Consider the following 25,582-nt stretch of genomic DNA (forward strand, 5'->3'; position numbering starts at 1 on the left):
GGATAAGGCGGTAGAAAGGGCTTTTGATGGGGTTCACGTTTTATCAGGGGCGGCAAAAATGAAGTGTGAAAATCATCACAAATCACCCGCCGGTGAGGAATAAAAAAGAGGGAATCAGGTCGGTTTCAGGCGGGACGGGAAAAAAATTGCGGGGCCGATCACGAATCAGGTGAGGCGGCCCCGTCTGGATATTGCCCGGCAGCGCCGGGCTATTTTTACAGCAGTTCGAACTCACCCTTGTTTACGCGGGCAGAATCCGTACCGATAAAGACGTTGAACTTGCCTGGCTCAGCGTCATATTTCATCTGCTGATTCCAGAACTTCAGCGCATCCACGTCGATCGGGAAGCTGATGGTCTTCGTTTCACCCGGTTTCAGGTTGACCTTCTCAAAGCCACGCAGCTGTTTCACCGGGCGGCTCATGGAGGCGGTAATATCCTGAACGTACATCTGAACCACCGTCTCCCCTTCACGTTTGCCGGTGTTGGTGACATCCACGCTGGCGGTCACCGTGCCGTCCGCCTTCATGGTCGGGGCCGACATTTTCACCTCAGAAACCTTAAAGGTGGTGTAGCTCAGGCCATAACCAAACGGATAGAGCGGGCCATTGGCTTCGTCAAAGTAGCGCGAGGTGTACTTGTTCGGCTTGTCGGCGTTGTAAGGACGGCCGGTATTCAGGTGGCTGTAATAGACCGGGATCTGCCCCACCGAGCGCGGGAAGGACATCGGCAGTTTACCCGACGGGTTGTAGTCACCAAACAGCACGTCGGCAATGGCGTTACCGCCCTCGGTACCGGCGAACCAGGTTTCCAGAATCGCGTCAGCCTGCTGATCTTCTTTCACCAGCGCCAGCGGACGGCCGTTCATCAGCACCAGCACCAGCGGCTTGCCGGTGGCTTTCAGCGCGGCAATCAGATCGCGCTGGCTTTGCGGCAAGGTGATATCGGTACGGCTCGAGGCTTCATGCGCCATCCCCTGAGCTTCACCCACCACGGCCACGACCACATCAGACTGCTTCGCAGCATTCACCGCTTCGTCAATCATCTCCTGGGCGGAGCGCGGATCGACCTTCACGGCCTCTTCATACTGGTTGAGGAAGGTGACGATGTCTTTATCGTTGGTGACATTGGCCCCTTTGGCGTAAATCACTTTGCCTTTGTCGCCCAGCGCATCTTTAATGCCCGTCAGCACCGTGACGGACTGATCCGCCACGCCTGCCGCAGACCAGCTGCCCATCACATCGCGTTTGCTGTCGGCCAGCGGGCCCACCACCGCCACGGTGCCAGATTTCGCCAGCGGCAGGGTCTCGAGACGGTTTTTCAGCAGCACCAGGCTCTCACGCGCCACTTCACGCGCCTCTTTGCGGTGCAGGCGGCTTTCAGCGTTGGTGTCTACCGGGTCAGACTCTTTTGGCCCCAGGTGGCTGTACGGATCGTTAAACAGCCCCATATCATATTTGACGTTCAGAACATGGCGCGTGGCGTCATCCAGCTCCGCCATGGTGACCTTACCGCTCTTCACCAGACCCGGCAGGTACTTGCTGTAGTACTCATCGCTCATGCTCATGTTGATGCCGGATTTCAGCGCTACCCGCACCGCATCTTCCGGATCCGCCGCCGTGCCGTGCTTGATCAGCTCCTTGATCGCCCCGTGATCGGAGACGGTGATGCCCTTAAAGCCCCACTTGTCGCGCAGAACCTCTTTCAGCAACCAGCTGTCGGAGGTGGCCGGCGTCCCGTTCAGGGAGTTCAGGGCCACCATTACCGCGCCGCTGCCGGCATCCAGACCCGCTTTGTACGGCGGCATATAGTCGTTAAACAGGCGCTGCGGGCTCATGTCGACGGTGTTGTACTCTTTACCGCCCTCCACGGCGCCATAGGCGGCGAAGTGTTTGACGCTGGTCATCACCGAGTAGCGATCTGCCGGGCTTTTGCCCTGCATCGCTTCTACCATGGTTTTACCCATCGTCGCGGTGAGATAAGTATCCTCCCCGAAGCCTTCTGAGGCGCGGCCCCAGCGTGGATCGCGGGAGACGTCCACCATCGGGGCCCAGGTCATGTTGAGGCCATCATCCGCCGCCTCGTATGCAGAGACGCGACCGACGGTTTTCACCGCCTCGAGGTTAAAGGAGGAGGCCAGGCCGAGGCTGATCGGGAAGACGGTACGCTGGCCGTGAACCACGTCATAGGCGAAGAATAACGGGATTTTCAGGTGGCTGAGTTCCATCACCTGATCCTGCATCTTGCGGATATCCTGGCGGGTGACGGTGTTGAAAATCGCCCCTACCTGCCCGTTTTTAATCATCTCGCGAATGGCTTCTTTCGGATTATCCGGCCCGACGCTGATGAGGCGCAGCTGGCCGATTTTCTCATCAACCGACATCTTAGTAAGCAGGTCGGTTACAAATGCGTCCCGGGCTTCCGGCGTGAGCGGATGATTGCCAAACAGGTCGTCAGCCAGCGCGGGTTGCAGCGCCAGACTTACAGCCACACCTACAGAACAGAGCCATTTCATTTCGTTTACTCTCTCATCAATAACCGCCGGATAGTCGCGGCCAGACCGTACGAAAAGCGCAGTGTGCCATAAACCCTCTGAACGTTGCAGGGTTTATTCTCTGATTTTTCTGGTGAATAGTCGTTCGCTTAAACATTAATCGCGCTATGATTTTCGACGACGCATTTGAATAACCACAAGGGGTGGATGATGTCTTCTGTACAACTGCACGATAACACCAGCTTCATTAACGAGTTGTCACGTCTGGTAGGCCAGGCGCACCTGCTTACCGACGCCGCAAAAACCGCCCGCTACCGCAAGGGCTTTCGCTCCGGCCAAGGGGACGCGCTGGCGGTGGTGTTCCCGGGCACGCTGCTGGAGCTGTGGCGGGTACTTAATGCCTGCGTCGCGGCAGACAAAATCATTCTGATGCAGGCGGCCAATACCGGCCTGACCGAAGGCTCCACGCCGAACGGCAATGATTACGATCGCGACATTGTCATCATCAGCACCCTGCGCCTCGATAAGCTGCATCTGTTGGATAAGGGCGAGCAGGTGCTGGCCTACCCGGGCACCACGCTCTACTCCCTGGAAAAGGCGCTCAAGCCGCTGGGCCGGGAGCCGCATTCGGTGATTGGCTCCTCCTGTATTGGCGCCTCGGTGATCGGCGGGATCTGCAATAACTCCGGCGGCTCGCTGGTGCAGCGCGGCCCGGCCTATACCGAAATGTCGCTGTTCGCCCGCATCGATGAGCAGGGCAAGCTGACGCTGGTGAACCATCTGGGTATCGATTTAGGGGTCACGCCGGAGCAGATCCTCAGCAAGCTGGATGATGACCGCGTTAAAGATAGCGATGTCCTGCATGACGGGCGCCACGCTCACGACCATGATTACATCAGCCGGGTACGTGAAATTGATGCCGACACCCCGGCGCGCTATAACGCCGACCCGGACCGTCTGTTTGAATCTTCCGGCTGTGCCGGCAAGCTGGCGGTCTTTGCCGTACGCCTGGACACCTTCCCGGCCGAGAAACGCCAGCAGGTGTTCTATATCGGCACCAACCAGCCGGAGGTGCTGACCACTATCCGTCGCCACATTCTCGGGGAGTTTACCCATCTGCCGGTCGCCGGCGAGTATATGCACCGGGATATTTACGACATCGCCGAACGCTATGGCAAAGACACCTTCCTGATGATCGACAAGCTCGGCACCGACAAGATGCCCTTCTTCTTCACCATGAAGGGGCGCACCGATGCGATGCTGGAGAAGGTGTCGCTGTTTAAGCCTAACTTTACCGACCGCTTCATGCAGAAGCTGGGCAGCGCATTCCCGGCACACCTGCCGCCGCGGATGAAAAGCTGGCGGGATAAGTATGAACATCACCTGCTGCTGAAAATGGCGGGCGACGGCATTGCCGAAGCGCAAAGCTGGTTGAGCGAATTCTTCAAAACCGCGGAGGGGGATTTCTTTGCCTGCACCCCGGAAGAGGGCAGCAAGGCCTTTTTACACCGCTTTGCCGCTGCTGGCGCCGCGATCCGCTATCAGGCGGTTCACGCCGACGAGGTAGAGGATATTCTGGCGCTGGATATCGCCCTGCGCCGCAACGATACCGAATGGTTCGAAAAACTGCCGCCGGAGATCGACAGCCAGCTGGTGCATAAGCTCTATTACGGCCACTTTATGTGTTACGTCTTCCACCAGGATTACATCGTTAAAAAAGGGGTCGATGCCCACGCCCTGAAGGCGCAAATGCTGGCCCTGTTGAAGGCGCGCGGCGCGCAATATCCGGCGGAACACAATGTCGGTCACATTTACGAAGCACCGGATTCATTAAAACAGTTTTATCGCGCTAATGACCCAACTAACAGTATGAACCCGGGGATTGGCAAAACAACCAAGCATAAAAACTGGAAAGAGGAGTCAGAAACAGTGCGTAATGGCTCGCAAGCTACTGATCACACCAGTTAGCCCGAACGGACCTACTATTAAGCCCCTATAAATCGTACTAGAGTAGCCACGGGTCGCCAGAGAAACGTTTCTCTGGCTTTTTTTGATGAGGAGCGGACATATTATGTCGGCTGTTGAAACTTTCTCCGAAACTGACGTTCAGGTTCGCGATGCCGAGCTTGAGGATGCGCATGCCATTGCCGCCATCTATGCCTGGCACGTGCTGAACGGACGCGCATCGTTTGAAGAAGTGCCTCCTACCGTTGACGAGATGCGCGAGCGCATACATGCGGTGACCAGTCAGGGGTTGCCGTGGCTGGTGGCGCTCTATCGGGGTATCGTGGTGGGTTACTGCTACGCCACCCACTATCGTGCACGCCCCGCCTACCGTTATACCCTTGAAGAGTCGATTTACGTCGAGGCCAGCACGCCCGGACGCGGCTTTGGCAGCGCGCTGCTGAGCGCCCTGATTGCCCGCAGCGAAGAGGGGCCGTGGCGCCAGATGATCGCCGTGGTGGGCGACGGGCCAAACAACGCCGGGTCGTTACGCCTGCATAAAAAGCACGGTTTTGAAGTGGCGGGGCAGCTCAGAAGCGTGGGATATAAGAAAGGTGACTGGCGCGATACGCTAATTTTGCAGCGCCCCCTTAACGAGGGTGACTGGACGCTGCCGGAGTAATCTATTTCAACGCGGTATTGCCGGGTGGCGCTGCGCTTACCCGGCCTACACAACCCGTAGGCCCGTGCAAGCGAAGCGCCGCCGGGCATTAAACGCGATTCAATCGTTCTGCGCCGTCGCCATCTGGGCGGCTTTTTGCTTTTTGTAGCTCAGGGCCGCGGCGGGAACCGGGGTGACTTTTCCGGTTTCAATCCAGGTCCGCAGCCGGCTGGCATCGGCAAAGTGGGTATATTTGCCAAAGGCATCCATCACCACCAGCGCTACCGGCTTGCCATTAAAGACCGTGCGCATCACCAGACAGTGGCCCGCCGCGTTGGTAAAGCCGGTTTTAGTCAGCTGGATATTCCAGTTATCGCGGTAGACCAGATGGTTGGTGTTACGAAACGGCAGGGTATAGGCCGGATGCGAGAAAGTGGCCATCTCTTCGCGGGTGGTGCTGAGCTGGCCGAGCAGCGGATACTGCTTAGTGGCAATCAGCAGCTTCGTCAGATCCTGCGCCGTCGAGACGTTATGAATCGACAGACCGGTTGGCTCCACAAAACGCGTCTGGGTCATGCCCAGCGCCTTCGCTTTGGCGTTCATGGCGCGGATAAAAGCGTCATAGCCGCCCGGATAGTGGTGGGCCAGGCTTGCCGCGGCGCGGTTTTCCGAGGACATCAGCGCCAGCAGCAGCATATTTTTACGGCTGATTTCGCTGTTCAGACGCACGCGGGAATAAATCCCTTTCATCTCTGGCGTATGGCTGATGTCGACGCGCAGTTTTTCATCCAGCGGCAGCCGTGCATCCAGCACCACCATCGCGGTCATTAATTTGGTAATCGAAGCGATCGGGCGCACCAGATTCGGGTGGCTGGAATAGATCACTTTGTTGGTATTCAGATCGACGATCATAGCGCTGCCGGAAGCAATCTCCGGCTGTGTCGCCGTAGCCACAGCGGCAGTGTTGGCGATTGCGGGGGTCGCCACTGGCACAGCCAGCAACAGAGCAAGACTCAGTAAAGAAACGCGGAATTTCAGCATGGTGAGATTTCGGATAATTATTCACGCACGTAATAACGTACGCCGCCCGGGCCGAAGCGAGAACACGGGCTGGCTAAGGCATCATAGCCGTCCGGATGCCTTGCTACCAGTAGTTAATCGTGAACAGATGCTGCATTGCTGGCAATTCCGCCAGCAATGCAGTGACGTCAGAAGAGACGATATCCATAACCCCAAAGAATAACCGTCAGCGCCAGTAACACTTCCAGCAACAGCACGCCGATGGCGAGCGTAGAACCGGAAAAGCTGCGGCCCTCCTCTTTATTGATATTCAGGAAGGTAGGAATACCGATATAGAGCAGATAACCGGTATAAAACAGCGCCAGGGTGCCCACCAGCGCGCAGAGCCAGACAATAGGATAGAGCGCCACAATCCCGCTTAAAAATAGCGGCGTTGCCACGTAACCGGCAAACACCATGCAGTGCGCCAGGGAAGGACGCTGCGGATAGCGACGCGCCATCCAGTAAATCACCCGCCCCATTACCGCCACCCCTGCCAGCATCAGCGCGTAAAAGACCGCGGCCAGCGCCAGTCCGGTTGTCCACGAAAGTTTTACAATATTGCCGTCGTCAAAATCCCAGCCAATTTGCGTGGTACCAATGAACGCGCAAATTACCGGTACGGCGGCCATCAACAACACATGGTGGGTATAGTGATGGCTGACCGTTTCGTTTTCGCTTCTGATCACGTGCATTTCACGATCGGGATGGGAAAAGAGTCCCCAGACATGGTTCATAACGCCCCCTTGTTGTCGGCCCGCTAGCGATAACTCAAGTATAATGCAGCCTGAGATTATTTTTTGAGCAACACAAGGAAATGGTCATTGTCGGTTCATTGACAGAGGGAGTGTATGATTAGGCAGACTTTCTCAGGACAGCTACGCTTACCCCTATGGACATTAATACTCTCATTGCACAGTATGGCTATGCCGCGTTGGTTATTGGCAGCATAGCGGAAGGCGAGACTATCACCCTACTGGGTGGCGTGGCGGCGCATCAAGGGCTGCTGCGTTTTCCCCTGGTCGTGGCCGCAGTAGCGCTGGGGGGCATGATCGGCGATCAGCTACTCTATCTGCTTGGCGTCCGGTTTGGTCCGGCGATCCTGCGGCGCTTTTCCCGCCATCAGAAGAAAATCAACCGCGCCCAGCAGCTGATCCAGCGCCACCCTTACCTTTTCGTGATCGGCACCCGCTTTATGTACGGTTTCCGCATCATCGGCCCGCTGCTGATTGGGGCCAGTCACCTGCCGCCAAAAATTTTTCTGCCGTTGAACATTGTGGGCGCCATCATCTGGGCGCTGATCTTCACCACTTTAGGCTACGTGGGCGGTGAAGTGCTGGAGCCCTGGCTGCACGCGCTGGACCAGCACCTGCGCCACTGGATCTGGCTGATTGGGGTGCTGGTGCTGGTTTTCGCGGTGCGCTGGTGGCTTAAACGCCGGGATCGCAGCTAAGCATTACTGCTCCGGTTTAAACTGCGGATTGCCCAGCATAAAGCCGCCATCGACGATAAATGACTGTCCGGTGGCGTAGCTGGCGTCGGTGTCACATAGCCAGGCGACCAGGCTGGCAATCTCTTTGGTATGCCCCGGCCTTGCCAGTGGAATGTTGGGCATGGAGCCGGGCTTCACTTCGCTGTCGTCCATGTCATTCATCGGAGTGGCAATGGCGCCCGGCGCCACGGCGTTCACCAGAATGTTATGGTGAACCAGCTCCATCGCCATCGACTTGGTCAGGCCGCCGAGGGCGTGTTTGGCTGAGGTGTAAGCGCTGGCCTCCGGCAGCGGCGTGTGTTCATGCACCGAGGTGATATTGACGATACGTCCCCCCTCCCCCTGCTTCACCATCTGCCGGGCGGCGATCTGCGAACAGAGAAATGCCCCGTCCACATCGACGCTAAAAATGGATCGCCACTGGTCATATTCCATCTCAAGAAACGGCGCTTTGGTCATCGCTCCGGCGTTATTGACCAGCACGTCAAGACGGCCGAAACGTTCAATCAGCGTCTCGATGGCTTTCGCCCCGTCCGGCAGTTGGCTGAGATCCAGATGGATGGCCTCTGCCCGCTGCCCGCGCGCCTCGATCTCGCGACAGGTTTTCATCGCCCCTTCTTCATCCGAGTGCCAGGTCACGCCAATATCAAACCCACGCTCCGCCAGCATCAGCGCTGTGGTTTTGCCGATTCCCGAATCTGATGCCGTTACAATAGCCACACGATTGGTTGAACCCATACTCACCTCCAGAAAAGAAGACAAAGAGATAAGTATAGTTACTTCTCACTTTTCACCCGTGGTGATAGCCGCCGCCGAGCGCAGAGGTGAGTTGCAGGGTGGCATCCACGTATTGCCCCTGCAGCGCAATCCCGGCGAGTTGTTCCTGCAGGGCGGGGATTCTGGCCTCGCTGACGCGCGAGCCTGCGACAATCCCGGCGTTGAAACGCGCCTGCGCCAGGGCCACGACCCGGGCGGCATCGGCTTCCACGCGCTGCTGATGTTTATTTTTTGCCATCAGCGTTTCAACGTCGCTGGCGCAGCGGGTCACCTGATTGACCGCCTCCACCACCGCTTTGTTGTAGTGGGCAATCGACAGATTGCTTTGCGCCTGGGCAATATCAAGATTCGCATTCAGGCGTCCGCTGTCAAAAATTGGCAAGGTCAGACCGGCGGTGACGCCCATCTGCTGCGCCGAGGAGCGGAACAGATCGCTTAGGTGCAGCGCATCCTGTTGCAAGAAGGCCATCAGGTTTACATCGGGATAGAAGGCCGCTTTCGCCGCATCCACCTCATGCAGGGAGGCTTCGATATACCAGTGCGCCTCATGTAAATCAGGGCGGCGAGCCAGTAATTCATAGCCGAGGGTCGACGGCAGATTGCTCTCCACAGTGGGCAAGGCATGCGGGGTGAGCTTCACCGTCGGGGAGTTGGTGAGCGCCGCCAGACGTGCCTCGATGGCTTTCATTTTCCCCTTCACCTCCGCCAGTCGCTCATCGGTTTTACTGGCGCTAATGTCGGTTTCCACCCCTTCCACGGAAGAGGTAATGCCATGCTGGTATAGCTCCCGGTCGGTACCGATAATCTTGAGCTGCTCCTGTTTGATGGCGGTTAAGAGATGCCCGATGGCCGCCTGGGTCTGCCAGTCCCAGTAAAGACGCGCCACGCTGCTGGCAAGCAGTTGACGGGTCTGCTGCAGCTCCGCCTGTTGTGCATTGACCTTCCCGATGCGGGCTTCCACCTGGGCGCGGTTTTTACCCCACAGATCCAGATCCCAGCCGGCGGTCAGGCCAAAGGTGCCGTTGGTATACCAGGGGCCGGTGGTTCCGGCCGCCGGATCGGTTATCGCGAAGGGGCCCATTAGCCCTTCGGCTGACATCTTCTGGCGCTCTGCATCGGCAGAGAAATTAACCTCCGGGCCATCGGCAGCCATGGCCATTTTGGCCTGCGCTTCGGCAAGGGCGATGCGCTGACGGGCAATGGTCATATCCGGCGCATCGGCCAGGGCTTTGGTAATCAGCTTATTTAATTCTGGATCGTGAAAATCTTCCCACCAGCTATCTTTAGGCCACTGGCCGGCAGCCAGGCCGGTATCGATTTTCGCAGCGGGGATCTGTTGATTAAGCGAGGCTGCGGTATCGTGGCCCGGGGCGCAGGCAACAAGAAGCAGGGAGAGAGGCAGGCAGCAAAAATAAAAAGTCGAACGATTCATGACGTTATTCACCGAAAAAAGAAGGGTGCAAAATACGCCCGCCTCGCCTCCTTTGTTTAGGAATCGGTGGCAATCCACAATTTGTCATACCTTTACATATCCAGCAAAGGCCCGGACTGGCATCCCGTTTGCGCAATTTCACTGTGTCGTTCGGTGCCACAATGCGCGCCGCAAAAAAGGTGATGCTGACCGTACTGCTATTTCCCCTGAATCACCCGGGCGATATCGGCCGAGGTTTGCAGGGTACGGATCTCCTGAAACAGCGCCAGGGCTTCGTCATACTCTTTGCGCAGATAGCTTAGCCACTGCTTGATACGCGCCACGTGATACAGGCCGGTGTCGCCCTGCTTTTCGAGGCGGGAGTACTTCTTCAGCAGCGTGACGACATCCGCCCACGGCATGCGCGGCTCATCGTATTTAATCACCCGGCTGAGGTTAGGGACGTTGAGCGCCCCGCGCCCGATCATGATGGCATCGCAGCCGGTGGCGGCCATGCAGGCCAGCGCGCTCTCGCGATCCCAGATTTCACCGTTAGCGACCACCGGGATGGTCAGCCGCTTACGGATCTCGCCGATAGCCTGCCAGTTAATGCGTTCGGCTTTGTAACCATCTTCTTTAGTGCGCCCGTGAACCACCAGCTCAGTCGCCCCCGCCTGCTGCACGGCGTCGGCAATTTCAAACTGCCTGTCGCCACTGTCCCAGCCGAGGCGTACCTTCACGGTCACCGGCAGATGCGAGGGCACCGCCTCGCGCATCGCTTTTGCGCCACGGTAGATAAGCTCGGGATCTTTCAGAAGCGTGGCGCCGCCGCCGCTGCCGTTGACCATTTTCGACGGACAGCCGCAGTTAAGATCCACGCCCCAGGAGCCCAGCTCGACGGCACGCGCGGCGTTTTCTGCCAGCCATTCGGGGTATTGTCCCAGAAGCTGGACGCGCACCAGCGTACCGGAGGCGGTGCGGCTCTGGCGATGCAGCTCCGGACAGAGTCTGTAAAACGATTTTACCGGCAACAACATATCCACCACCCGCAGGAACTCGGTGATGCAGAGATCATAATCGTTAACGTCAGTCAGCAGCTCGCGCACCAGCGAATCGAGCACGCCTTCCATCGGTGCCAGTAATACACGCATATCAATATCCGTAAAAAAAGAGGCGCTATGGTATCTGCTCTGTGTAACGGTGGAAAGCCCTGTTTCAGGGCTCGTGGAACCGGGCTGATTTATAATGTTTTTACCCTTCTGGCTGGGGGAATGCCCGAGGTTCCAAATGGGAATGTCTGGTATGCTCAAAAGTCATGATGTGATCCGTAGCACGTTTCCGGTTTTAATTGTATGATGAATGCGTTCCATTAAGGGCTTCCACCATGAATAAATCACTGATCGTTGTCTGGCAATACCTGCGCGCCTTCATCCTTATTTATGCCTGCCTCTATGCAGGTATCTTTCTTGCCTCTCTGCTGCCGATCGCCATTCCCGGCAGTATTATCGGCATGCTGATCCTGTTTGTGCTGCTTGCCTTGCAGATCCTTCCGGCAAACTGGGTCAAGCCAGGCTGCTCGGTCCTGATCCGCTATATGGCCCTTCTGTTCGTCCCCATCGGTGTGGGCGTGATGCAGTATTACGATCTGCTGAGCGCGCAGTTTGGCCCGATCTTCGTCTCCTGCACGATCAGTACGCTGGTGGTGTTTTTAGTGGTGAGCTGGAGCACCCATCTGGCGCACGGGGAGCGCAAAGTGATTGGACAGAAAGGAGAGAAAAAATGATGGCGAATATCTGGTGGTCGCTGCCGCTCACCGTGGCGGTCTTCTTCGCCGCCCGCAAGCTGGCGGTGCGCCTGAAGTTTCCTCTTCTTAATCCCCTGCTGGTAGCGATGGTGGTGATCATCCCTTTCCTGCTGTTAACCGGCATCCCTTACGCTCACTATTTCCAGGGCAGCAAAGTTCTCAACGATCTGCTCCAGCCTGCGGTGGTCGCGCTGGCGTTTCCGCTTTATGAGCAACTGCACCAGATCCGCGCCCGCTGGAAATCGATTATTACCATCTGTCTCGCCGGGAGCGTGGTGGCGATGATCACCGGCACCTCGGTGGCGCTGCTGATGGGGGCGACACCCGAAATTGCCGCCTCCATTCTGCCCAAATCGGTGACCACGCCGATTGCAATGGCGGTGGGCGGCAGCCTCGGCGGCATTCCGGCGATCAGCGCCGTGTGCGTCATTTATGTCGGTATTCTGGGTGCGGTGTTAGGCCATACGCTGCTGAATGCCATGCGCATTCGCACCAAATCTGCCCGTGGGCTGGCGATGGGCACCGCCTCACACGCCCTCGGCACCGCCCGCTGTGCGGAGCTGGATTATCAGGAAGGTGCCTTCAGTTCGCTGGCGCTGGTGATCTGCGGGATTTTGACCTCGCTAATCGCCCCTTTCCTGTTCCCGATAATTCTGGCTGTGGTGGGCTAAAATTTGCGACGCGTCGCGCATTTTTAATCTGAGTTTCATAAGTTGCACACATAATGAGATCTAAGTCACATATAAAGCCCCAGCGGCTCCGTAAACTACCGATCCATTAACCTTTATGAGGCAACGCCATGCATCCACGTTTTCAATCAGCTTTTGCCGAGCTAGCAGAGAATTTGCAGTCAGCCCTGGCCCCGGTACTGGCGGATGCACACTTCCCCGCCCTGCTGACGGCTGAACAGGTCGCCGCACTGAAACGTGCCACGGATCTGGATGATGACGCGCTGGCCTTTGCGCTTCTGCCGCTGGCAGCGGCCTGCGCCCGCGCCGATCTTTCCCATTTCAACGTCGGCGCCATTGCCCGGGGCGTGAGTGGCACCTGGTACTTCGGCGGCAATATGGAGTTTCTCGGCGCTACCATGCAGCAGACCGTTCATGCGGAACAGAGCGCCATCAGTCACGCCTGGCTGCGCGGCGAACAAGCCCTGGAGGCGATCACCGTCAACTACACACCATGCGGCCACTGCCGTCAGTTTATGAACGAACTCAACAGCGGATTAGCGCTGCGCATCAACCTGCCGGGCCGCGCCCAGCATACGCTGGCGGATTATCTGCCCGATGCCTTCGGACCGAAAGATCTAGAGATCAAATCACTGCTGATGGACGAGCAGGATCACGGTTATGCCGTGAGCGGAGATGAACTGACCCAGGCAGCTATCCTTGCCGCCAATAAAGCACACGCGCCATACAGCAACGCGCCGAGCGGCGTGGCGCTGGAGTGTCGTGACGGGCGAATCTTTACCGGCAGCTATGCCGAAAACGCCGCCTTTAACCCGACGCTGCCGCCGTTACAGGGTGCACTGAACCTGCTCAGCCTTAACGGTTATGACTACCCGGATATCCAGCGCGCCATTCTGGCGGAAAAAGCCGATGCACCGCTGATCCAGTGGGATGCCACTGCGGCCACGCTGCGGGCGCTGGGTTGTAGCAACATTGATCGTGTCCTGCTGGGCTAAGCGTATGATGCGGGCAGCCATGCCCGCACAACTGATGAAAATCCCCCCAATTAAATCGCCCTTTCTTGCGCTTACCAGACGGGTAAAGTAGCCTGAGTGAAATTTCACCTTTGGTAAGAGTCATCTGTATGTTAAAGCGCGTGTTTTACAGCCTGGTTGTCCTGATCGGCATCGTGCTGTTGACTGCGCTGGGCCTCGACCGCTGGATGAGCTGGAAAACGGCTCCTTATATCTTTGATGACCTTCAGGATCTGCCCTACCGGCAGGTCGGCGTTGTGCTGGGCACCGCCAAGTATTACCGCACCGGGGTGATCAACCAGTATTACCGTTACCGCATTCAGGGGGCGCTCAACGCCTATAACAGCGGCAAAGTGAATTATCTGCTGCTGAGCGGTGACAACGCGCTCCAGAGCTATAACGAGCCGGTCACCATGCGTAAGGATTTGATTGCCGCAGGGGTTGATCCAGCCGATATCGTGCTCGACTACGCCGGTTTCAGAACCCTCGATTCGATAGTTCGCACCCGTAAGGTATTTGATACCAACGATTTCATCATCATTACCCAGCGCTTCCACTGCGAACGCGCGCTGTTTATCGCCCTGCATATGGGCATTCAGGCCCAGTGTTATGCCGTTCCATCGCCAAAAGATATGCTCACCGTGCGGGTACGCGAGTTTGGCGCACGCCTGGGGGCGCTGGCGGATCTCTACATCTTTAAACGCGAACCGCGCTTCTTAGGCCCGCTGGTGCCGATCCCGACGATGACGGAAGTCCCGGCCGATGCCCAGGGTTATCCGGCGGTCACGCCAGAACAGCTGCTTGAGATGCAGAAGAAGAAGTAACCCCCGCCGGGTGGCGGCTTCGCCTTACCCGGCCTACATTACCCCGTAGGCCCGCGCAAGCGCAGCGCCGCCGGGCATAAAAAAACCCGCACAAGGCGGGTTTTTTGCTAACCGAAATCTTACTTCTTACGCGCGTACTTCAGGGAGTCCAGCGCTACCGCAAAGATAATGATGGCGCCCTTGATAATGTACTGCCAGTACGGGTTGACGCCGATATAGGTCAGGCCGTAGTTGATAACGGTGAAGATGATCACACCGGTTACCACACCCAGCACGGTACCCACACCACCACTGAACGACACGCCACCCACGACGCACGCGGCGATGGCATCCAGCTCATACATAAAGCCGAGGTTGTTGGTGGCAGAGCCGATACGGCCCGCTTCCAGCAGACCACCGAAGGCGTAGAACACGCCCGACAGGGCATAGATAACCAGCAGGTTCAGCGCCACGTTAACACCAGAGACTTTTGCCGCTTCCGGGTTACCCCCGATAGCAAAGATGTTCTTACCGAAGCGGGTTTTGTTCCACAGCACCCAGACGAACGCCACGGCAATCAGCGCGTAGAAGGTGATGTAGGAGAGGCGGAAACTGCCCATCGCGATAAAGCCCTGCGTAAAGGTCGAGAATCCACTGTCGAAACCGGAAATCGGTGATGCGCCCACGAAGTCGTAGTACAGGGAGTTAATACCGTAAACGATGATCATGGTACCCAGGGTGGTGATAAACGGCGTTACGTTCAGGTACGCAATGATGATGCCGTTAATCAGACCGATGACCGCGCCAATGGCACAGACAATCAGGATCACCAGGAAAATAGGCATGGTTGCCATTTCCGGGAAGACCTTGTTGGCGTTTTCCATCGACTGCAGAAGCGTTGCCGCAACAACCGCCGCCAGACCAACCTGACGGCCAGCTGACAGGTCAGTACCCTGGGTGACAATAAGACCTGCCACGCCGAGGGCGATAATAATACGCACCGAAGACTGGGTCAGAATGTTACTTAAGTTCAGCAGACTTAAGAAAGTCGGATCCTGGAAAATAATAATGGCCAGTAAGACTAAAAGAACAACGTAAATACCGCCTTCTTTCAGATAAGTAAGAAAACTTTTCTTATTTAACGCACTCATGAGGAGCCCCTGATCTTAAAGGTGCAAAGACGCAAGACGCAAAATTTCGTTTTGCGTTGTCGTTTTGGTGTCAACAATTCCGGCAACGAGACCATTGCTCATAACCAGAATACGATCTGTGATCCCTAACAATTCCGGCATTTCGGAAGAAATAATAATAATCCCTTTATCTTTCTTAGCTAATTCAGCAATCAGCTGATAAATTTCAAATTTTGCACCAACGTCGATACCGCGGGTTGGTTCATCCAGCATCAGAATTTCTGGCTGGGTTAACAACCAGCGTCCAATAATAACCTTTTGCTGGTTACCACCGGAAAGCGAGCCAATTTGCGTGCGGTGTCCTGGGGTTTTTACGCGCATGGAGTCAATCACCCACTGGGTATCGCTCTTCATGCGGGAATTATCCAACAAACCGATTTTATTTTTATAATTATGAATATTAGAAATTAAGGAGTTAAAGTTAATATCCAGATAGGCATAAATACCGGTCGAGCGACGCTCTTCGGTAACCAGCGCAAAGCCGTGGTTAATAGCTTCGTTGGCGTTATGGTTATTAATCTTTTTACCGTGCAGGGTAATGGTCCCGGCGGATTTCTCGCGGATACCAAACAGCGTTTCGACGATATCGGTACGCTTGGCGCCCACCAGACCGGCAATCCCGAGGATCTCCCCTTTATGCAGATCGAAGGAAACATCGCGAATGGAAGGCTGACGCAGTGAAGTCAGGTTGCGCACTTCCAGAATCACTTCGCCCGGCTTGTTCTCTTTGTTCGGGAAGCGCTGGTTCAGGGAGCGGCCAACCATCATGGCGATGATCTTGTCCATGTCCAGCCCTTCCAGTGACTGGGTGGCGATCCACTGCCCGTCGCGAAGCACGGTGATTTCATCACACAGCTGGAAGATCTCTTCCATTTTGTGAGAGATATAAACGATGCCGCAACCGCGCTCTTTCAGTTTACGGATAATGGTGAACAGGTGGTTCACCTCTTTCTCCGTTAACGAAGAGGTAGGCTCATCCATAATCACGATTTTGGCGTTATAGGAGAAGGCCTTGGCAATTTCGATCATCTGCATTTGTGAAACAGACAATGTACCGACGCGCGCCCGGGGATCGATATCAATATCCAGTTCATCAAAAATAGCTTTGGTGTCGCGATACATTTTGTCCTGATCAACAAATACGCCTTTGGTCGGATAACGACCCAGCCACATATTGTCCATAACAGAACGCTGAAGTACCAGGTTAAGCTCCTGGTGAACCATCGAAATACCGTTTTCCAGCGCCTCTTTGGCGGAATGGAAATCGATCTCTTTCCCCTGAAAAAGAATGCTGCCAGAATCTTTTTGATAGATCCCAAATAAGCATTTCAATAATGTTGATTTACCCGCACCGTTTTCACCCATTAAGGCGTGAATGGAGTGAGGCCGTACTTTTAAATTAACATTATCCAGTGCTTTAACACCGGGAAAAGACTTGTTGATACCGCTCATTTCCAACAAGTATTCACCGGACGACTGAGTCGTTGTGCTGACCATAATTATACCTTCTCGGCCTCGCGTCGCGTGATAAAAGGGCGCAGAAACTGCGCCCAGTGGAATGCTATAACTTATTTACCGGTGAACTGCGCCAGGTTTTCCTGATCTACGCCAACGTACGGTACACGAACAACTTTGTTGTCAATTTTCCAGTTAGTACCGTCAGCCGCGCCTTTGCCTTCTGCCAGGTTTTTCGCCAGATCGAAGGTGGCTTTCGCCTGGTTGTTTGCATCGTTCAGTACGGTACCCGCCATTGCGCCAGATTTAACCAGTGCCAGCGCTTCAGGCAGGGCGTCCACACCAAATACCGGGATAGAGGATTTGTTGTGTGCTTTCAGGGCTTCTACCGCACCCATTGCCATCGCGTCGTTGTTGGCGATAACCACTTCAATTTTGTTCGCGTTCGGGCCGGACAGCCATGCGTCCATCTTGTCTTTCGCCTGAGCGGTATCCCACATTGCGGTATCTAAAGCCAGCTGCTGGGTTTTCAGACCCTTGTCGTTCAGCTCTTTGATAACGTAGGTGGTACGTGCTTCAGCGTCCGGGTGGCCTGGCTCGCCTTTCAGCAGTACGAACTGTACCTGACCGTCTTTGTTCAGATCCCAGTTCGGGTTAGCGGCCCAGTGTTTGGCAATCAGGTCGCCCTGAATAATGCCGGATTCTTTGGAGTCGGTACCGACGTAGAAGGCTTTGTCGTAGCTATCCAGCGCTTTGCGGGAAGGTTCTTTGTTGAAGAACACAACCGGCACGTTCTGGCCGCGTGCTTTTTCAATAACAGTGCCTGCTGCTGCCGGGTCAACCAGGTTGATTGCCAGAGCTTTTACGCCTTTCGCCAGCAGAACGTCGATCTGGTCGTTCTGTTTGGACTGGTCATTCTGGGAGTCATTCATCAACAGCTGTACGTCTGGTGCGCCTGTACCCTCTTTCTCGATTGCCTTACGCACAACGGACATGAAGTTGTCGTCATACTTATAGATAGTCACACCAATACGGCTATCTGCAGCGTGCGCGGCGGCACCGAAAAGCATGCTTGCCATAACAGCAGACAGAGTCAACACCTTCTTATTCATGATATCTCCGATTTTTATGCAGGGTAGTTCGTGTGAATAACGCTCGGCGGGCACATGTTAAAGAAACGTTACTGCCGGCCGAAGTCCACTTATAAAATTTCTATCTTCCTTGGTCGGTAACGCTCCAGAATGCGTTTTTTTGGATGTTTAACGGACCTCAGCTATGGTCAAAGTGATTAATCACCGTTACATAGCGTTTCAGTTGCTAAAACGCTGACATCATAGACAGCGCATTGTTAAGTTACTGTGAATTTACTCACAAATTGAAAACGGTTACATCACGGCGAATTATTAGTTAGTGATCGGCACCACAGTTTGCCGAATGGCAACGGAGTGGCGACGCACTAAAGTTGGCATGAAACAGTGTGTTGCATCGATATCCAGCTTCCCGGCGGCCCCCTGTAATGCCAGCTCCGTGGCCAGCCGGGCCATGGAGGCGATGGGGTAGCGAACCGTCGTCAGCTGAGGGTCCGTGTAACGGGCAATCGGTATATCATCAAAACCAATCAATGACAGATGCTGCGGCACCGCAATGCCGTTGTCTTTCAGCGCCGTGAGCGCGCCCGCCGCCATGCTGTCGTTGTAGGCAAAGACCGCGGTCAGCTGCAGGTTGCGCCCGAGCAGCTCCACCATCGCTGCCTCTCCGCCCTGCATGTCCGGAGCGCCGGTGCCGATCCAGCTTTCCGACCCCGTAATGCCCTGTTCCAGCAGCGCTTTCTGCCAGCCTTCCCGGCGCATATCGTCGTCCTCGATGCGATGGCTGGAGGCCAGATAGCCGATACGCTGATGCCCGTTGTTCATTAGCATCCGCGTGGCCATCATCGCTCCGCTGACGTTATCGAGGCAGACGCAGCGGTGGGCATAGCCGGGAACGATGCGGTTAATGAGCACCATGCCGGGGATCTGCTCCATCAGCGCGGAAAGTTCCTCATCGCTTAACGCTTTTGAATGCACGATCAATGCGTTACAGCGTTGACGAATCAGCACCTCAATGGCGTTGCGCTCTTTTTCCGCCTCGTGATAGCTGTTGCCGATCAGCACGTTTTTCTGGTGCTCCTGCGCCACCATATCGACGGCTTTCACCAGCGCGCCAAAGAACGCATCTGACACGTCCATCACCACCACACCGATGGTGTCGCTGACCTGGGTCGCCAGCGCCTGGGCGTTCGCATTAGGCCGGTAGCCCAGCGCCGTGACGGCTTTCATCACGCATTCACGCGTCTCCGGGCTGACCAGTGCGCTATTGTTAAGAACCCGGGAAACGGTGGCGACAGAAACGCCCGCCTGACGCGCGACGTCACGAATGGTGATCATATTCACCACCCTTATTTAGATTGCAGCGACTCACAGACACCCCCTGTGTTTAGCAAGGTGCCTATTCTGGCAGCGACAAGGCGAGGACTACGTGAAGAAGGTCACAAGGATGAAAACGGTTACATCGGTTTTGTTAATGATTGTGATCCAGATCGTTATCCGGATGTATGGCTTGATGAAACGCCTGACGCACGTATGGTCAATTGTCGCCATACCCATTCCAGCGGCCCCTGACGGAAATGGCGCAGCCAGAGGACGGAGAATAGAATATTAACCAGCCACACCGGCAGGACAATCCCCAGCAGCTGTAGCCGGTCGAACTTCATAAATAAGCCAAGCTGATAGAACAGGGTGGTACAGATCAGCGTCTGTAAAATATAGTTGCTGAGCGCCATGCGCCCCACGCAGGCCACCGCCGTCACCAGCCTGAAACGGCAGAGCTGCGGCCAGTAACCGTAGATGAGCGCGGCATAACCAATCGTCTGAAACGGCGCGCTCAGCTCACGCGGCGCCTGCAACAGGAATGCGCACCAGCGATAATCCCAGTGCAGATACCACTGGGCGATCACCGCCGGAAGGTTGATCGCCAGCCCCACCAGCACCAGCCACATCCCGGTACGGCGATAGTGGCGCGGGCTGAACTCGCCCTTCAGCCAGCCGGTACGCATCAGCGCGGCGCCGATCAGCATCATCCCCGCCAGCTGCCAGCCATACTGTGCGCCGAGCGCCAGTAAACTGTTGCCGATCATATCCGCCCGGTTGCTGATGGCTTCCAGTCCACCGCCCAGCTTCCAGTACTGCTCATATTGCAGGTTCGCCGCATCCGGCACCCAGGAGCGGTTGGTCGAGCCGCCGGAGATAACCCCCAGCAGTAGCAATATAGCCACGCCGATAAGAAACAGCACCACGCCGGTATTGAAGAGATTTTTGACGTCGTGTGCGTCGCGGATGATGCGCCAGCAGATCAGCCCTACCAGCCCATAGGCCAGCAGAATGTCGCCATCCCAGAACAGCAGCCCATGAATAAACCCGAACAGCACCAGCAGAGAGAGCCGGGCCTGGATCCAGCGTTTACCACGTTTCAGTAACAGCTGAAGACCTGCCCCGAACAGCAGCGCAAACAGGGTGAGGAATTTGACCTGAGCAAAGAGATCCAGTATCGCCCATGTCCAGGCGTCGCGGAGAGTGATATCGCCATACCAGGCGGGATTGAGGTAAGCGGCCTTCGGCAAACCGAAGGCGCTTATATTCAGAAGCAGAATACCCAGAATCGCGACGCCACGAACGAAATCCAGCGTGACATTTCTTTCCATGTACCCTGCCCTGACGATTAGCTAACGTGACGGACGGCGCGCAGGAACTCCTGGCGGGTATTCTGGCTCGATTTGAACAGGCCGCCCAGCGAGGTGGTAGTGGTGGCGCTGGTCGCATCACGAATGCCACGCGCTTTCACGCAGTAGTGTACCGCATCAATCGATACCGCCACGTTGTTGGTGCCCAGCAGCGTTTGCAGCGCGATGAGGATCTGCTGGGTTAAACGCTCCTGCACCTGCGGACGCTGGGCAAAGAACTGTACGATACGGTTGATTTTGGACAGGCCAATCACCGCGTCTTTCGGGATATAGGCCACGGTCGCTTTACCGTCGATGGTCACAAAGTGATGCTCGCAGGTGCTGGTCAGGGTGATATCGCGCACCGTCACCATCTCATCGACCTTCATTTTGTTTTCAATGACGGTAATTTTCGGGAAATTGGCGTAATCAAGCCCGGAGAAAATCTCATCGACATACATTTTGGCGATGCGACGCGGCGTCTCCATCAGACTGTCATCACTCAGATCGAGATTGAGCAGCTGCATGATTTCGGTCATGTGCCCGGAAATAAGACTTTTACGTGTTTCGTTGTCCATCTCCTGAACCGGTGGGCGCAGCGGCGTTTCAAGGCCGTGTGCTACCAGCGCTTCATGGACGAGGGCAGCTTCTTTACTCATTGATGACATTCTTTTCTCCTGCAGGTGTGGCGCTCTTCTGCCCTCCGTGGGGCAAAATGTGCACTCATTGTGCGCGAGGCGGCGAGCATAATCCAGTATTCACCGCGATAATTATTCCAATTGTCGTTACCTTTCAACCTGACGCTGCCAGACCAGTCCACCCGCAACAAACAATGCGATACCCGCAAGGCCCAGCGCAGGCTCAAGCTGATGGGTAAGCCAGCTCGACAGTGCCGATGTCATCGGGCCAATTAGCTGCCCGATGGCATAGCCGGTCGTCAGTAATCCGGCCATGTAACGCGTATGATTCGGTGCCAGTTCACGCCCATAGAGCAACGAGAGCTGCACCGCACATAAAAATCCGCCGCCGACCAGCAGCGCACCGGTCACAAGCCCAGCCATCCCCGGCATCAGCCAGGCGGCAATCACCCCTACCGCCTGCAACCAGAGCACGATCGCCAGCCGACGATGGGTCGACGCGACGTGGCGCAGGGCGATGCTGAGAGCAATCCCCACCATCGAAGCGACACCAAAAACCGGCCAGACAAACTGGGCAAAGGCGCTACCGGGAAAGCGCAGCGCCGCCATCTGCGACAGAAAGGTCGCCGGGAGGATGTAGCCAAACCCGGCGAGGCTGTAGCTCCAGACCAGACGGCGCAGATGGCGGGTTAGCGTCAGCGGCTCCGGCGTGGTGCCCGGACGATGCAGCTGTCCGGCTCGCGGCAGGTAGCGGGCCACCAGCGCGACGAGCACCAGCGCCAGCAGGCCGTAGATTTGCCAGGCGGCGCTGGCGGAGAGCGCCTGCGCCTGGATCCAGACCGCCAGCAGACCACTTAAGGCGATCCCCGCCCCCGGCCCGGCAAACACCGCGGCACTCAGGCCCGGCTTGCCATAATGGGCCAGCCGCTCGTTGGTCCAGGCGGCGACCAGCACCATCGACCAGCCGCTCATGCAGCCAATCACAAAGCGCAGCAGCCCGTGGATCACCGCATTATCCGCCACGGCGGAGAGCAGCGTCAGCGCCACTGCGCCCCCGATCCCCAGCCATAAACGTCCTTCAACGAAGCGGTGCGCGCGCATGGCATCCCATGCACCCGCCAGATAGCCGAGGTAGTTCATCGCCGCCACCAGCCCGGCGCTGGTCAGGGTGAGCTCCCCTGCCGTAATCATCAGCGGCACCTGGGGCGTAAAGGCAAAGCGCCCTATTCCCATCGCCACCACCAGAACCACAAATCCGCTGAGCGCGATACGCAGCGCCATGACCACCCCGATTGTTAAAGTTTCGTAAATTCATGATGCAGGATATGAGGCGAATGCGGAAGTGAAAGTTGCTCACACGTTACTGAATAATCTGTATTATGGCTTTCAATCCCGATATCACCTTCCTGAAGGAGCCCTGCATGGAACTGCTCGAAGAGCACCACTGTTTTGAAGGTCGACAGCAGCGCTGGCGTCACGACTCCACGGTGCTGAACTGCGCGATGACGTTCAGCATTTTTCTTCCTCCGGCGACCGACGGGGCGAAACCGCCGGTGCTTTACTGGCTCTCCGGCCTGACCTGCAATGATGAGAACTTCACCACCAAAGCGGGCGCCCAGCGCGTGGCGGCCGAACTGGGGATCGCCCTGGTGATGCCGGATACCAGCCCGCGCGGTGACGACGTGGCGGACGATGCCGGGTATGACCTGGGCAAAGGCGCCGGGTTCTACCTGAACGCCACCCAGCAGCCGTGGGCGCGTCATTACCGGATGTATGATTATCTGCGCGACGAGCTGCCGGCGCTGATCCAGGCGGAGTTTGCGGTAGCCGATCGCTGTGCCATCAGCGGCCATTCGATGGGCGGTCACGGTGCGTTGGTGATGGCGCTGAAAAACCCGGGTAAATATGTCAGCGTCTCGGCGTTTGCGCCAATCGTCAACCCGACGCAAGTGCCGTGGGGGCAGAAAGCCTTTAGCCACTATCTGGGTGAGGATGCTGCAAACTGGCAGGCGTGGGACAGCTGCGCTCTGATGCTGAACAGCCAGCCGGAACAGGCGATTCCGACGCTTATCGATCAGGGCGATGCCGATCAGTTCCTGGCGACCCAGCTCCAGCCAGCCGTACTGGCGGAAGCGGCACGGCAAAAAGCCTGGCCGCTGACGTTACGTATCCAGCCGGGGTACGATCACAGCTATTATTTCATTGCGTCGTTTATTGAAGATCATCTGCGCTTCCATGCGCAGCAGCTGTTGAAGTAAGTGCCAGCCTCATGCCCGGTGGCGCTTCGCTTACCGGGCCTACAAAACCCACACCAGCCCTTAGGCCGGGCAAGCGCAGCGCCGCCCGGCGTTTCAACCATCAGAACTGGTAATCCACCGCCATAAAGTAACGGCGTCCCTCTTCGGTATAGGTGTAGTCGTCGCGGCTGAGATCTTTATCCAGCAGGTTCATGACGCCCGCACGCAGCTTAACGTTTTTGGTTGCCTGCCATGCACCACCCGTGTTCCACACCACATAGCCACCCGGCGTTGCCGCGCCCTCGGTAATCGCGCGTTTCTCACCCGTGTAATTCCCCTGCACGTAGAAGGACCACGCCTGGGTCGCCTGCCAGTCCAGCGTGCCATTTGCGGTATGGAACGGCAGCTCGGAGAGCGGCTTGTTGCCGCCGTTGCTGATATCACGCCCGTCGTTATAGGTGTAATTCAGCGTCATTCGCCAGTCTTCGGCAATGGGGAATTTCAGCTCCGTCTCCAGGCCGCGGATACGCGCCTTATTGACGTTGTAATAGCGGAATACCGGCTCACCGTCACCGTTCAGCCCGACATAGTTAGGGTAGCTCTGCGCCTGGCTAACGCTGGCGGTACGGCTGATGCTGATCCGGTCATCAACGTCGTTCTGGAAAGCGGTGATGCTCCCCTGAACGCCCTCTAACCAACCCTCTTCCCCGCTGTAGTACAGCCCCAGCTCGAAACTTTCGCTGGTCTCTGGTTTCAGATCCGGGCTACCGACAATTTCACAGGCACCGCGGCAGGAGCCGGTGGTCCAGTCCGGACTCAGCTGCAACAGCGACGGCGCTTTGAATGCCGTTGCCCAGCCGCCTTTTACCGTTACGGTATCGGTGGCGTTATAAACCAGGTAAGCACGCGGGCTCCAGTGATCGCCGTAGGTTTCATGGTCATCCATGCGCACGCCGGTGGTCAGGGCCAGCGGCTCGAAGATCCGCCATTCATCTTCCAGGAACAGCGCATACTGGCTGGCCGAGGTATTGCTGCTGCTGCCGCCGGTAAGGTTGACCGGATCTTTCAGCTTGTCGTGACGCCACTCTCCGCCAAAGGTCAGCAGCTGGTTAATCTCCCCCAGCGGCAGAACATATTTGCCGTCAATGGAGTTGCTTTCGGACGTAATCGGGTTGGCATTGCCCGGGTTTTTGTTATCCACCTTCTCGCCGTAGAATTTTAGCTCGCTGTTGCCCAGCCCCCAGCGGCCATTGTGGCTCAGGGAGTAGTTCTGGCGCTCCAGGCGGTTTTTATCCAGCGAGTCGGAATCCCGATCCTGACGGTCGAAACCATACCCGGCGGTGAAATCGTGGTTTTCGTTCGGGGTCCAGGCAAATTCCACGTTGGCATCACGGCTGGTGAAGCCTTCGATACGCGGGGTTTCGCCCGTGGCGCTGGTGGAAGAGGACTGCGGATCGTCTTTATCACGCTGGGAGACGCTGCCGAAGGCTTTCAGGCCGAGGAGGCCATCCACCAGCGGGCCGCTGGTATAGAACTGCCCGCCGTAGGTGTCGCCGCGATCGCGATGTTCCTGAATAGTGGTGTCGGCAGTGAGGGTGCCGGTCCATTTCTGGCCGATCTTTTTGGTGATGATATTGACCACGCCGCCCAGGGCATCGGAGCCGTAGAGGGAGGACATCGGCCCGCGCACCACTTCGATGCGCTCGATGGCATCCACCGGAACCCAGTTGAGATCAAAGTCGTTATGGCGGAACACGGCATTGCGCGAGTTGACGCGTTTGCCGTCGATCAGGATCAGCGTATAGCTGCTGTCCAGCCCGCGGATACTGACCCCCTTGCGGTTGTCCCCTTCGTTGGTTAACTGTACGCCCGGCACGTCCTGTAACACATCTTTCAGGTTCTGCACCGGCTTACGCTGCAGATCCTGCTGGGTGATGACGCTGATACTGGCGGGGGCATCCTTCAGGTTTTGCTCGTTGGCCGAGGCGGTAACGACCATCGTGTCGCCAGATTCCACCGCCGCAACCGGCAGCGCCAGGGAAAGAGCAGACGCGCACAGCCCTCCCCGAACGAAGGGATTCAACCTAAACATTCCATTTCTCCATGAGGTAAACACAGCAAAATCAAATATGTACTGCTCACATTGCATTGCATACCGCC

General features: G+C 56.7%; 22 protein-coding genes. 8 read left to right on the forward strand and 14 right to left on the reverse strand.

What is annotated here, in order from left to right; translation table 11 throughout:
• Positions 1 to 215 precede the first annotated feature (215 nt).
• Positions 216 to 2,513, reverse strand: a complete 2,298-nt coding sequence (gene bglX, locus ACOKCT_RS07900) for a beta-glucosidase BglX (protein WP_156654890.1) — start codon at positions 2,511 to 2,513, stop codon at positions 216 to 218.
• Between the two features lie 189 nt (positions 2,514 to 2,702).
• Between bglX and dld the strand changes: the two genes are divergently transcribed.
• Both dld and ACOKCT_RS07910 read left to right on the forward strand, forming a co-directional pair.
• Positions 2,703 to 4,460 carry a D-lactate dehydrogenase gene (gene dld, locus ACOKCT_RS07905; RefSeq protein WP_103180298.1) on the forward strand — a complete coding sequence of 586 codons (1,758 nt, stop codon included), beginning with the start codon at positions 2,703 to 2,705 and terminating at the stop codon, positions 4,458 to 4,460.
• Between the two features lie 103 nt (positions 4,461 to 4,563).
• The gene (locus ACOKCT_RS07910) at positions 4,564 to 5,118 is read left to right on the forward strand and encodes a GNAT family N-acetyltransferase (RefSeq protein ID WP_103180299.1); all 555 of its coding nucleotides are present in this window, start codon (positions 4,564 to 4,566) and stop codon (positions 5,116 to 5,118) included.
• A 99-nt stretch (positions 5,119 to 5,217) separates the two neighbouring features.
• Here the strand turns inward: ACOKCT_RS07910 and pbpG are convergent, their stop codons facing one another.
• Complete coding sequence (pbpG, locus tag ACOKCT_RS07915) at positions 5,218 to 6,138, reverse strand: D-alanyl-D-alanine endopeptidase (RefSeq protein ID WP_103180301.1); 921 nt, start codon at positions 6,136 to 6,138, stop codon at positions 5,218 to 5,220.
• 167 nt (positions 6,139 to 6,305) lie between these two features.
• Entirely contained in the window at positions 6,306 to 6,893 is a 588-nt protein-coding gene (locus ACOKCT_RS07920) for a Yip1 family protein (RefSeq protein WP_103180303.1), read from the reverse strand.
• A 155-nt stretch (positions 6,894 to 7,048) separates the two neighbouring features.
• On the opposite strand from ACOKCT_RS07920, the gene ACOKCT_RS07925 reads away from it, so the two are divergent.
• A complete protein-coding gene (locus ACOKCT_RS07925; protein WP_159339586.1) occupies positions 7,049 to 7,609 on the forward strand; it encodes a DedA family protein in 561 nt (186 codons plus the stop codon).
• Positions 7,610 to 7,612: 3 nt separating this feature from the next.
• Here the strand turns inward: ACOKCT_RS07925 and ACOKCT_RS07930 are convergent, their stop codons facing one another.
• From ACOKCT_RS07930 to dusC, 3 genes are all read right to left on the reverse strand, one after another.
• The gene (locus ACOKCT_RS07930; RefSeq protein ID WP_103180306.1) at positions 7,613 to 8,386 is read right to left on the reverse strand and encodes an SDR family oxidoreductase; all 774 of its coding nucleotides are present in this window, start codon (positions 8,384 to 8,386) and stop codon (positions 7,613 to 7,615) included.
• Between the two features lie 52 nt (positions 8,387 to 8,438).
• The gene (gene mdtQ / locus ACOKCT_RS07935; protein ID WP_420193347.1) at positions 8,439 to 9,857 is read right to left on the reverse strand and encodes a multidrug resistance outer membrane protein MdtQ; all 1,419 of its coding nucleotides are present in this window, start codon (positions 9,855 to 9,857) and stop codon (positions 8,439 to 8,441) included.
• A 197-nt stretch (positions 9,858 to 10,054) separates the two neighbouring features.
• Complete coding sequence (gene dusC / locus ACOKCT_RS07940; protein WP_159339588.1) at positions 10,055 to 10,987, reverse strand: tRNA dihydrouridine(16) synthase DusC; 933 nt, start codon at positions 10,985 to 10,987, stop codon at positions 10,055 to 10,057.
• Between the two features lie 233 nt (positions 10,988 to 11,220).
• Here dusC and ACOKCT_RS07945 point away from each other — a divergent pair, with 233 nt between their 5' ends.
• From ACOKCT_RS07945 to sanA, 4 genes are all read left to right on the forward strand, one after another.
• The gene (locus ACOKCT_RS07945) at positions 11,221 to 11,619 is read left to right on the forward strand and encodes a CidA/LrgA family protein (protein WP_103180316.1); all 399 of its coding nucleotides are present in this window, start codon (positions 11,221 to 11,223) and stop codon (positions 11,617 to 11,619) included.
• The gene (locus tag ACOKCT_RS07950) at positions 11,616 to 12,311 is read left to right on the forward strand and encodes a CidB/LrgB family autolysis modulator (RefSeq protein WP_103180317.1); all 696 of its coding nucleotides are present in this window, start codon (positions 11,616 to 11,618) and stop codon (positions 12,309 to 12,311) included. Before ACOKCT_RS07945 ends, ACOKCT_RS07950 begins: the two co-directional genes overlap by 4 nt.
• 128 nt (positions 12,312 to 12,439) lie before the next feature.
• Positions 12,440 to 13,324: a cytidine deaminase gene (gene cdd, locus ACOKCT_RS07955; RefSeq protein WP_156654898.1), complete on the forward strand. Its 885-nt coding sequence runs from the start codon at positions 12,440 to 12,442 to the stop codon at positions 13,322 to 13,324.
• A gap of 128 nt (positions 13,325 to 13,452) precedes the next feature.
• Positions 13,453 to 14,166 carry an outer membrane permeability protein SanA gene (gene sanA / locus ACOKCT_RS07960; RefSeq protein WP_103180320.1) on the forward strand — a complete coding sequence of 238 codons (714 nt, stop codon included), beginning with the start codon at positions 13,453 to 13,455 and terminating at the stop codon, positions 14,164 to 14,166.
• Between the two features lie 119 nt (positions 14,167 to 14,285).
• Here the strand turns inward: sanA and mglC are convergent, their stop codons facing one another.
• The 7 genes from mglC to ACOKCT_RS07995 all read right to left on the reverse strand — a co-directional run bounded on the left by mglC (position 14,286) and on the right by ACOKCT_RS07995 (position 22,466).
• Positions 14,286 to 15,296: a galactose/methyl galactoside ABC transporter permease MglC gene (gene mglC / locus ACOKCT_RS07965; RefSeq protein ID WP_103180322.1), complete on the reverse strand. Its 1,011-nt coding sequence runs from the start codon at positions 15,294 to 15,296 to the stop codon at positions 14,286 to 14,288.
• Between the two features lie 15 nt (positions 15,297 to 15,311).
• Positions 15,312 to 16,832 (reverse strand): galactose/methyl galactoside ABC transporter ATP-binding protein MglA, encoded by a 1,521-nt coding sequence (gene mglA / locus ACOKCT_RS07970; protein WP_103180324.1) that lies wholly within the window; start codon positions 16,830 to 16,832, stop codon positions 15,312 to 15,314.
• Between the two features lie 71 nt (positions 16,833 to 16,903).
• Positions 16,904 to 17,902 carry a galactose/glucose ABC transporter substrate-binding protein MglB gene (gene mglB, locus ACOKCT_RS07975; protein ID WP_103180326.1) on the reverse strand — a complete coding sequence of 333 codons (999 nt, stop codon included), beginning with the start codon at positions 17,900 to 17,902 and terminating at the stop codon, positions 16,904 to 16,906.
• Between the two features lie 291 nt (positions 17,903 to 18,193).
• On the reverse strand, positions 18,194 to 19,216 hold the full coding sequence (galS, locus tag ACOKCT_RS07980; protein ID WP_103180327.1) for an HTH-type transcriptional regulator GalS: 1,023 nt from the start codon (positions 19,214 to 19,216) through the stop codon (positions 18,194 to 18,196).
• A 155-nt stretch (positions 19,217 to 19,371) separates the two neighbouring features.
• Positions 19,372 to 20,529, reverse strand: coding sequence for a DUF418 domain-containing protein YeiB (gene yeiB, locus ACOKCT_RS07985; RefSeq protein WP_103180329.1), 1,158 nt, complete (start codon positions 20,527 to 20,529; stop codon positions 19,372 to 19,374).
• Between the two features lie 17 nt (positions 20,530 to 20,546).
• Entirely contained in the window at positions 20,547 to 21,215 is a 669-nt protein-coding gene (gene folE, locus ACOKCT_RS07990) for a GTP cyclohydrolase I FolE (RefSeq protein WP_103180331.1), read from the reverse strand.
• A gap of 117 nt (positions 21,216 to 21,332) precedes the next feature.
• Positions 21,333 to 22,466 carry a YbfB/YjiJ family MFS transporter gene (locus ACOKCT_RS07995; protein WP_420193348.1) on the reverse strand — a complete coding sequence of 378 codons (1,134 nt, stop codon included), beginning with the start codon at positions 22,464 to 22,466 and terminating at the stop codon, positions 21,333 to 21,335.
• A 140-nt stretch (positions 22,467 to 22,606) separates the two neighbouring features.
• Here ACOKCT_RS07995 and fghA point away from each other — a divergent pair, with 140 nt between their 5' ends.
• Complete coding sequence (gene fghA / locus ACOKCT_RS08000) at positions 22,607 to 23,443, forward strand: S-formylglutathione hydrolase (RefSeq protein ID WP_156654899.1); 837 nt, start codon at positions 22,607 to 22,609, stop codon at positions 23,441 to 23,443.
• 100 nt (positions 23,444 to 23,543) lie between these two features.
• Here the strand turns inward: fghA and cirA are convergent, their stop codons facing one another.
• Positions 23,544 to 25,514, reverse strand: coding sequence for a catecholate siderophore receptor CirA (cirA, locus tag ACOKCT_RS08005; protein ID WP_159339593.1), 1,971 nt, complete (start codon positions 25,512 to 25,514; stop codon positions 23,544 to 23,546).
• Positions 25,515 to 25,582 lie beyond the last annotated feature (68 nt).

Source organism: Leclercia sp. M-A074-M (genome assembly GCF_965195605.1).
Taxonomy (GTDB): Bacteria; Pseudomonadota; Gammaproteobacteria; order Enterobacterales; family Enterobacteriaceae; genus Enterobacter.

Coding starts and splice junctions, on each gene's coding strand:
- bglX (WP_156654890.1), bottom strand. CDS start 2,513: ATGAAATGGCTCTGTTCTGTAGGTGTGGCTGTAAGTCTGGCGCTGCAA.
- dld (WP_103180298.1), top strand. CDS start 2,703: ATGTCTTCTGTACAACTGCACGATAACACCAGCTTCATTAACGAGTTG.
- ACOKCT_RS07910 (WP_103180299.1), top strand. CDS start 4,564: ATGTCGGCTGTTGAAACTTTCTCCGAAACTGACGTTCAGGTTCGCGAT.
- pbpG (WP_103180301.1), bottom strand. CDS start 6,138: ATGCTGAAATTCCGCGTTTCTTTACTGAGTCTTGCTCTGTTGCTGGCT.
- ACOKCT_RS07920 (WP_103180303.1), bottom strand. CDS start 6,893: ATGAACCATGTCTGGGGACTCTTTTCCCATCCCGATCGTGAAATGCAC.
- ACOKCT_RS07925 (WP_159339586.1), top strand. CDS start 7,049: ATGGACATTAATACTCTCATTGCACAGTATGGCTATGCCGCGTTGGTT.
- ACOKCT_RS07930 (WP_103180306.1), bottom strand. CDS start 8,386: ATGGGTTCAACCAATCGTGTGGCTATTGTAACGGCATCAGATTCGGGA.
- mdtQ (WP_420193347.1), bottom strand. CDS start 9,857: ATGAATCGTTCGACTTTTTATTTTTGCTGCCTGCCTCTCTCCCTGCTT.
- dusC (WP_159339588.1), bottom strand. CDS start 10,987: ATGCGTGTATTACTGGCACCGATGGAAGGCGTGCTCGATTCGCTGGTG.
- ACOKCT_RS07945 (WP_103180316.1), top strand. CDS start 11,221: ATGAATAAATCACTGATCGTTGTCTGGCAATACCTGCGCGCCTTCATC.
- ACOKCT_RS07950 (WP_103180317.1), top strand. CDS start 11,616: ATGATGGCGAATATCTGGTGGTCGCTGCCGCTCACCGTGGCGGTCTTC.
- cdd (WP_156654898.1), top strand. CDS start 12,440: ATGCATCCACGTTTTCAATCAGCTTTTGCCGAGCTAGCAGAGAATTTG.
- sanA (WP_103180320.1), top strand. CDS start 13,453: ATGTTAAAGCGCGTGTTTTACAGCCTGGTTGTCCTGATCGGCATCGTG.
- mglC (WP_103180322.1), bottom strand. CDS start 15,296: ATGAGTGCGTTAAATAAGAAAAGTTTTCTTACTTATCTGAAAGAAGGC.
- mglA (WP_103180324.1), bottom strand. CDS start 16,832: ATGGTCAGCACAACGACTCAGTCGTCCGGTGAATACTTGTTGGAAATG.
- mglB (WP_103180326.1), bottom strand. CDS start 17,902: ATGAATAAGAAGGTGTTGACTCTGTCTGCTGTTATGGCAAGCATGCTT.
- galS (WP_103180327.1), bottom strand. CDS start 19,216: ATGATCACCATTCGTGACGTCGCGCGTCAGGCGGGCGTTTCTGTCGCC.
- yeiB (WP_103180329.1), bottom strand. CDS start 20,529: ATGGAAAGAAATGTCACGCTGGATTTCGTTCGTGGCGTCGCGATTCTG.
- folE (WP_103180331.1), bottom strand. CDS start 21,215: ATGTCATCAATGAGTAAAGAAGCTGCCCTCGTCCATGAAGCGCTGGTA.
- ACOKCT_RS07995 (WP_420193348.1), bottom strand. CDS start 22,466: ATGGCGCTGCGTATCGCGCTCAGCGGATTTGTGGTTCTGGTGGTGGCG.
- fghA (WP_156654899.1), top strand. CDS start 22,607: ATGGAACTGCTCGAAGAGCACCACTGTTTTGAAGGTCGACAGCAGCGC.
- cirA (WP_159339593.1), bottom strand. CDS start 25,514: ATGTTTAGGTTGAATCCCTTCGTTCGGGGAGGGCTGTGCGCGTCTGCT.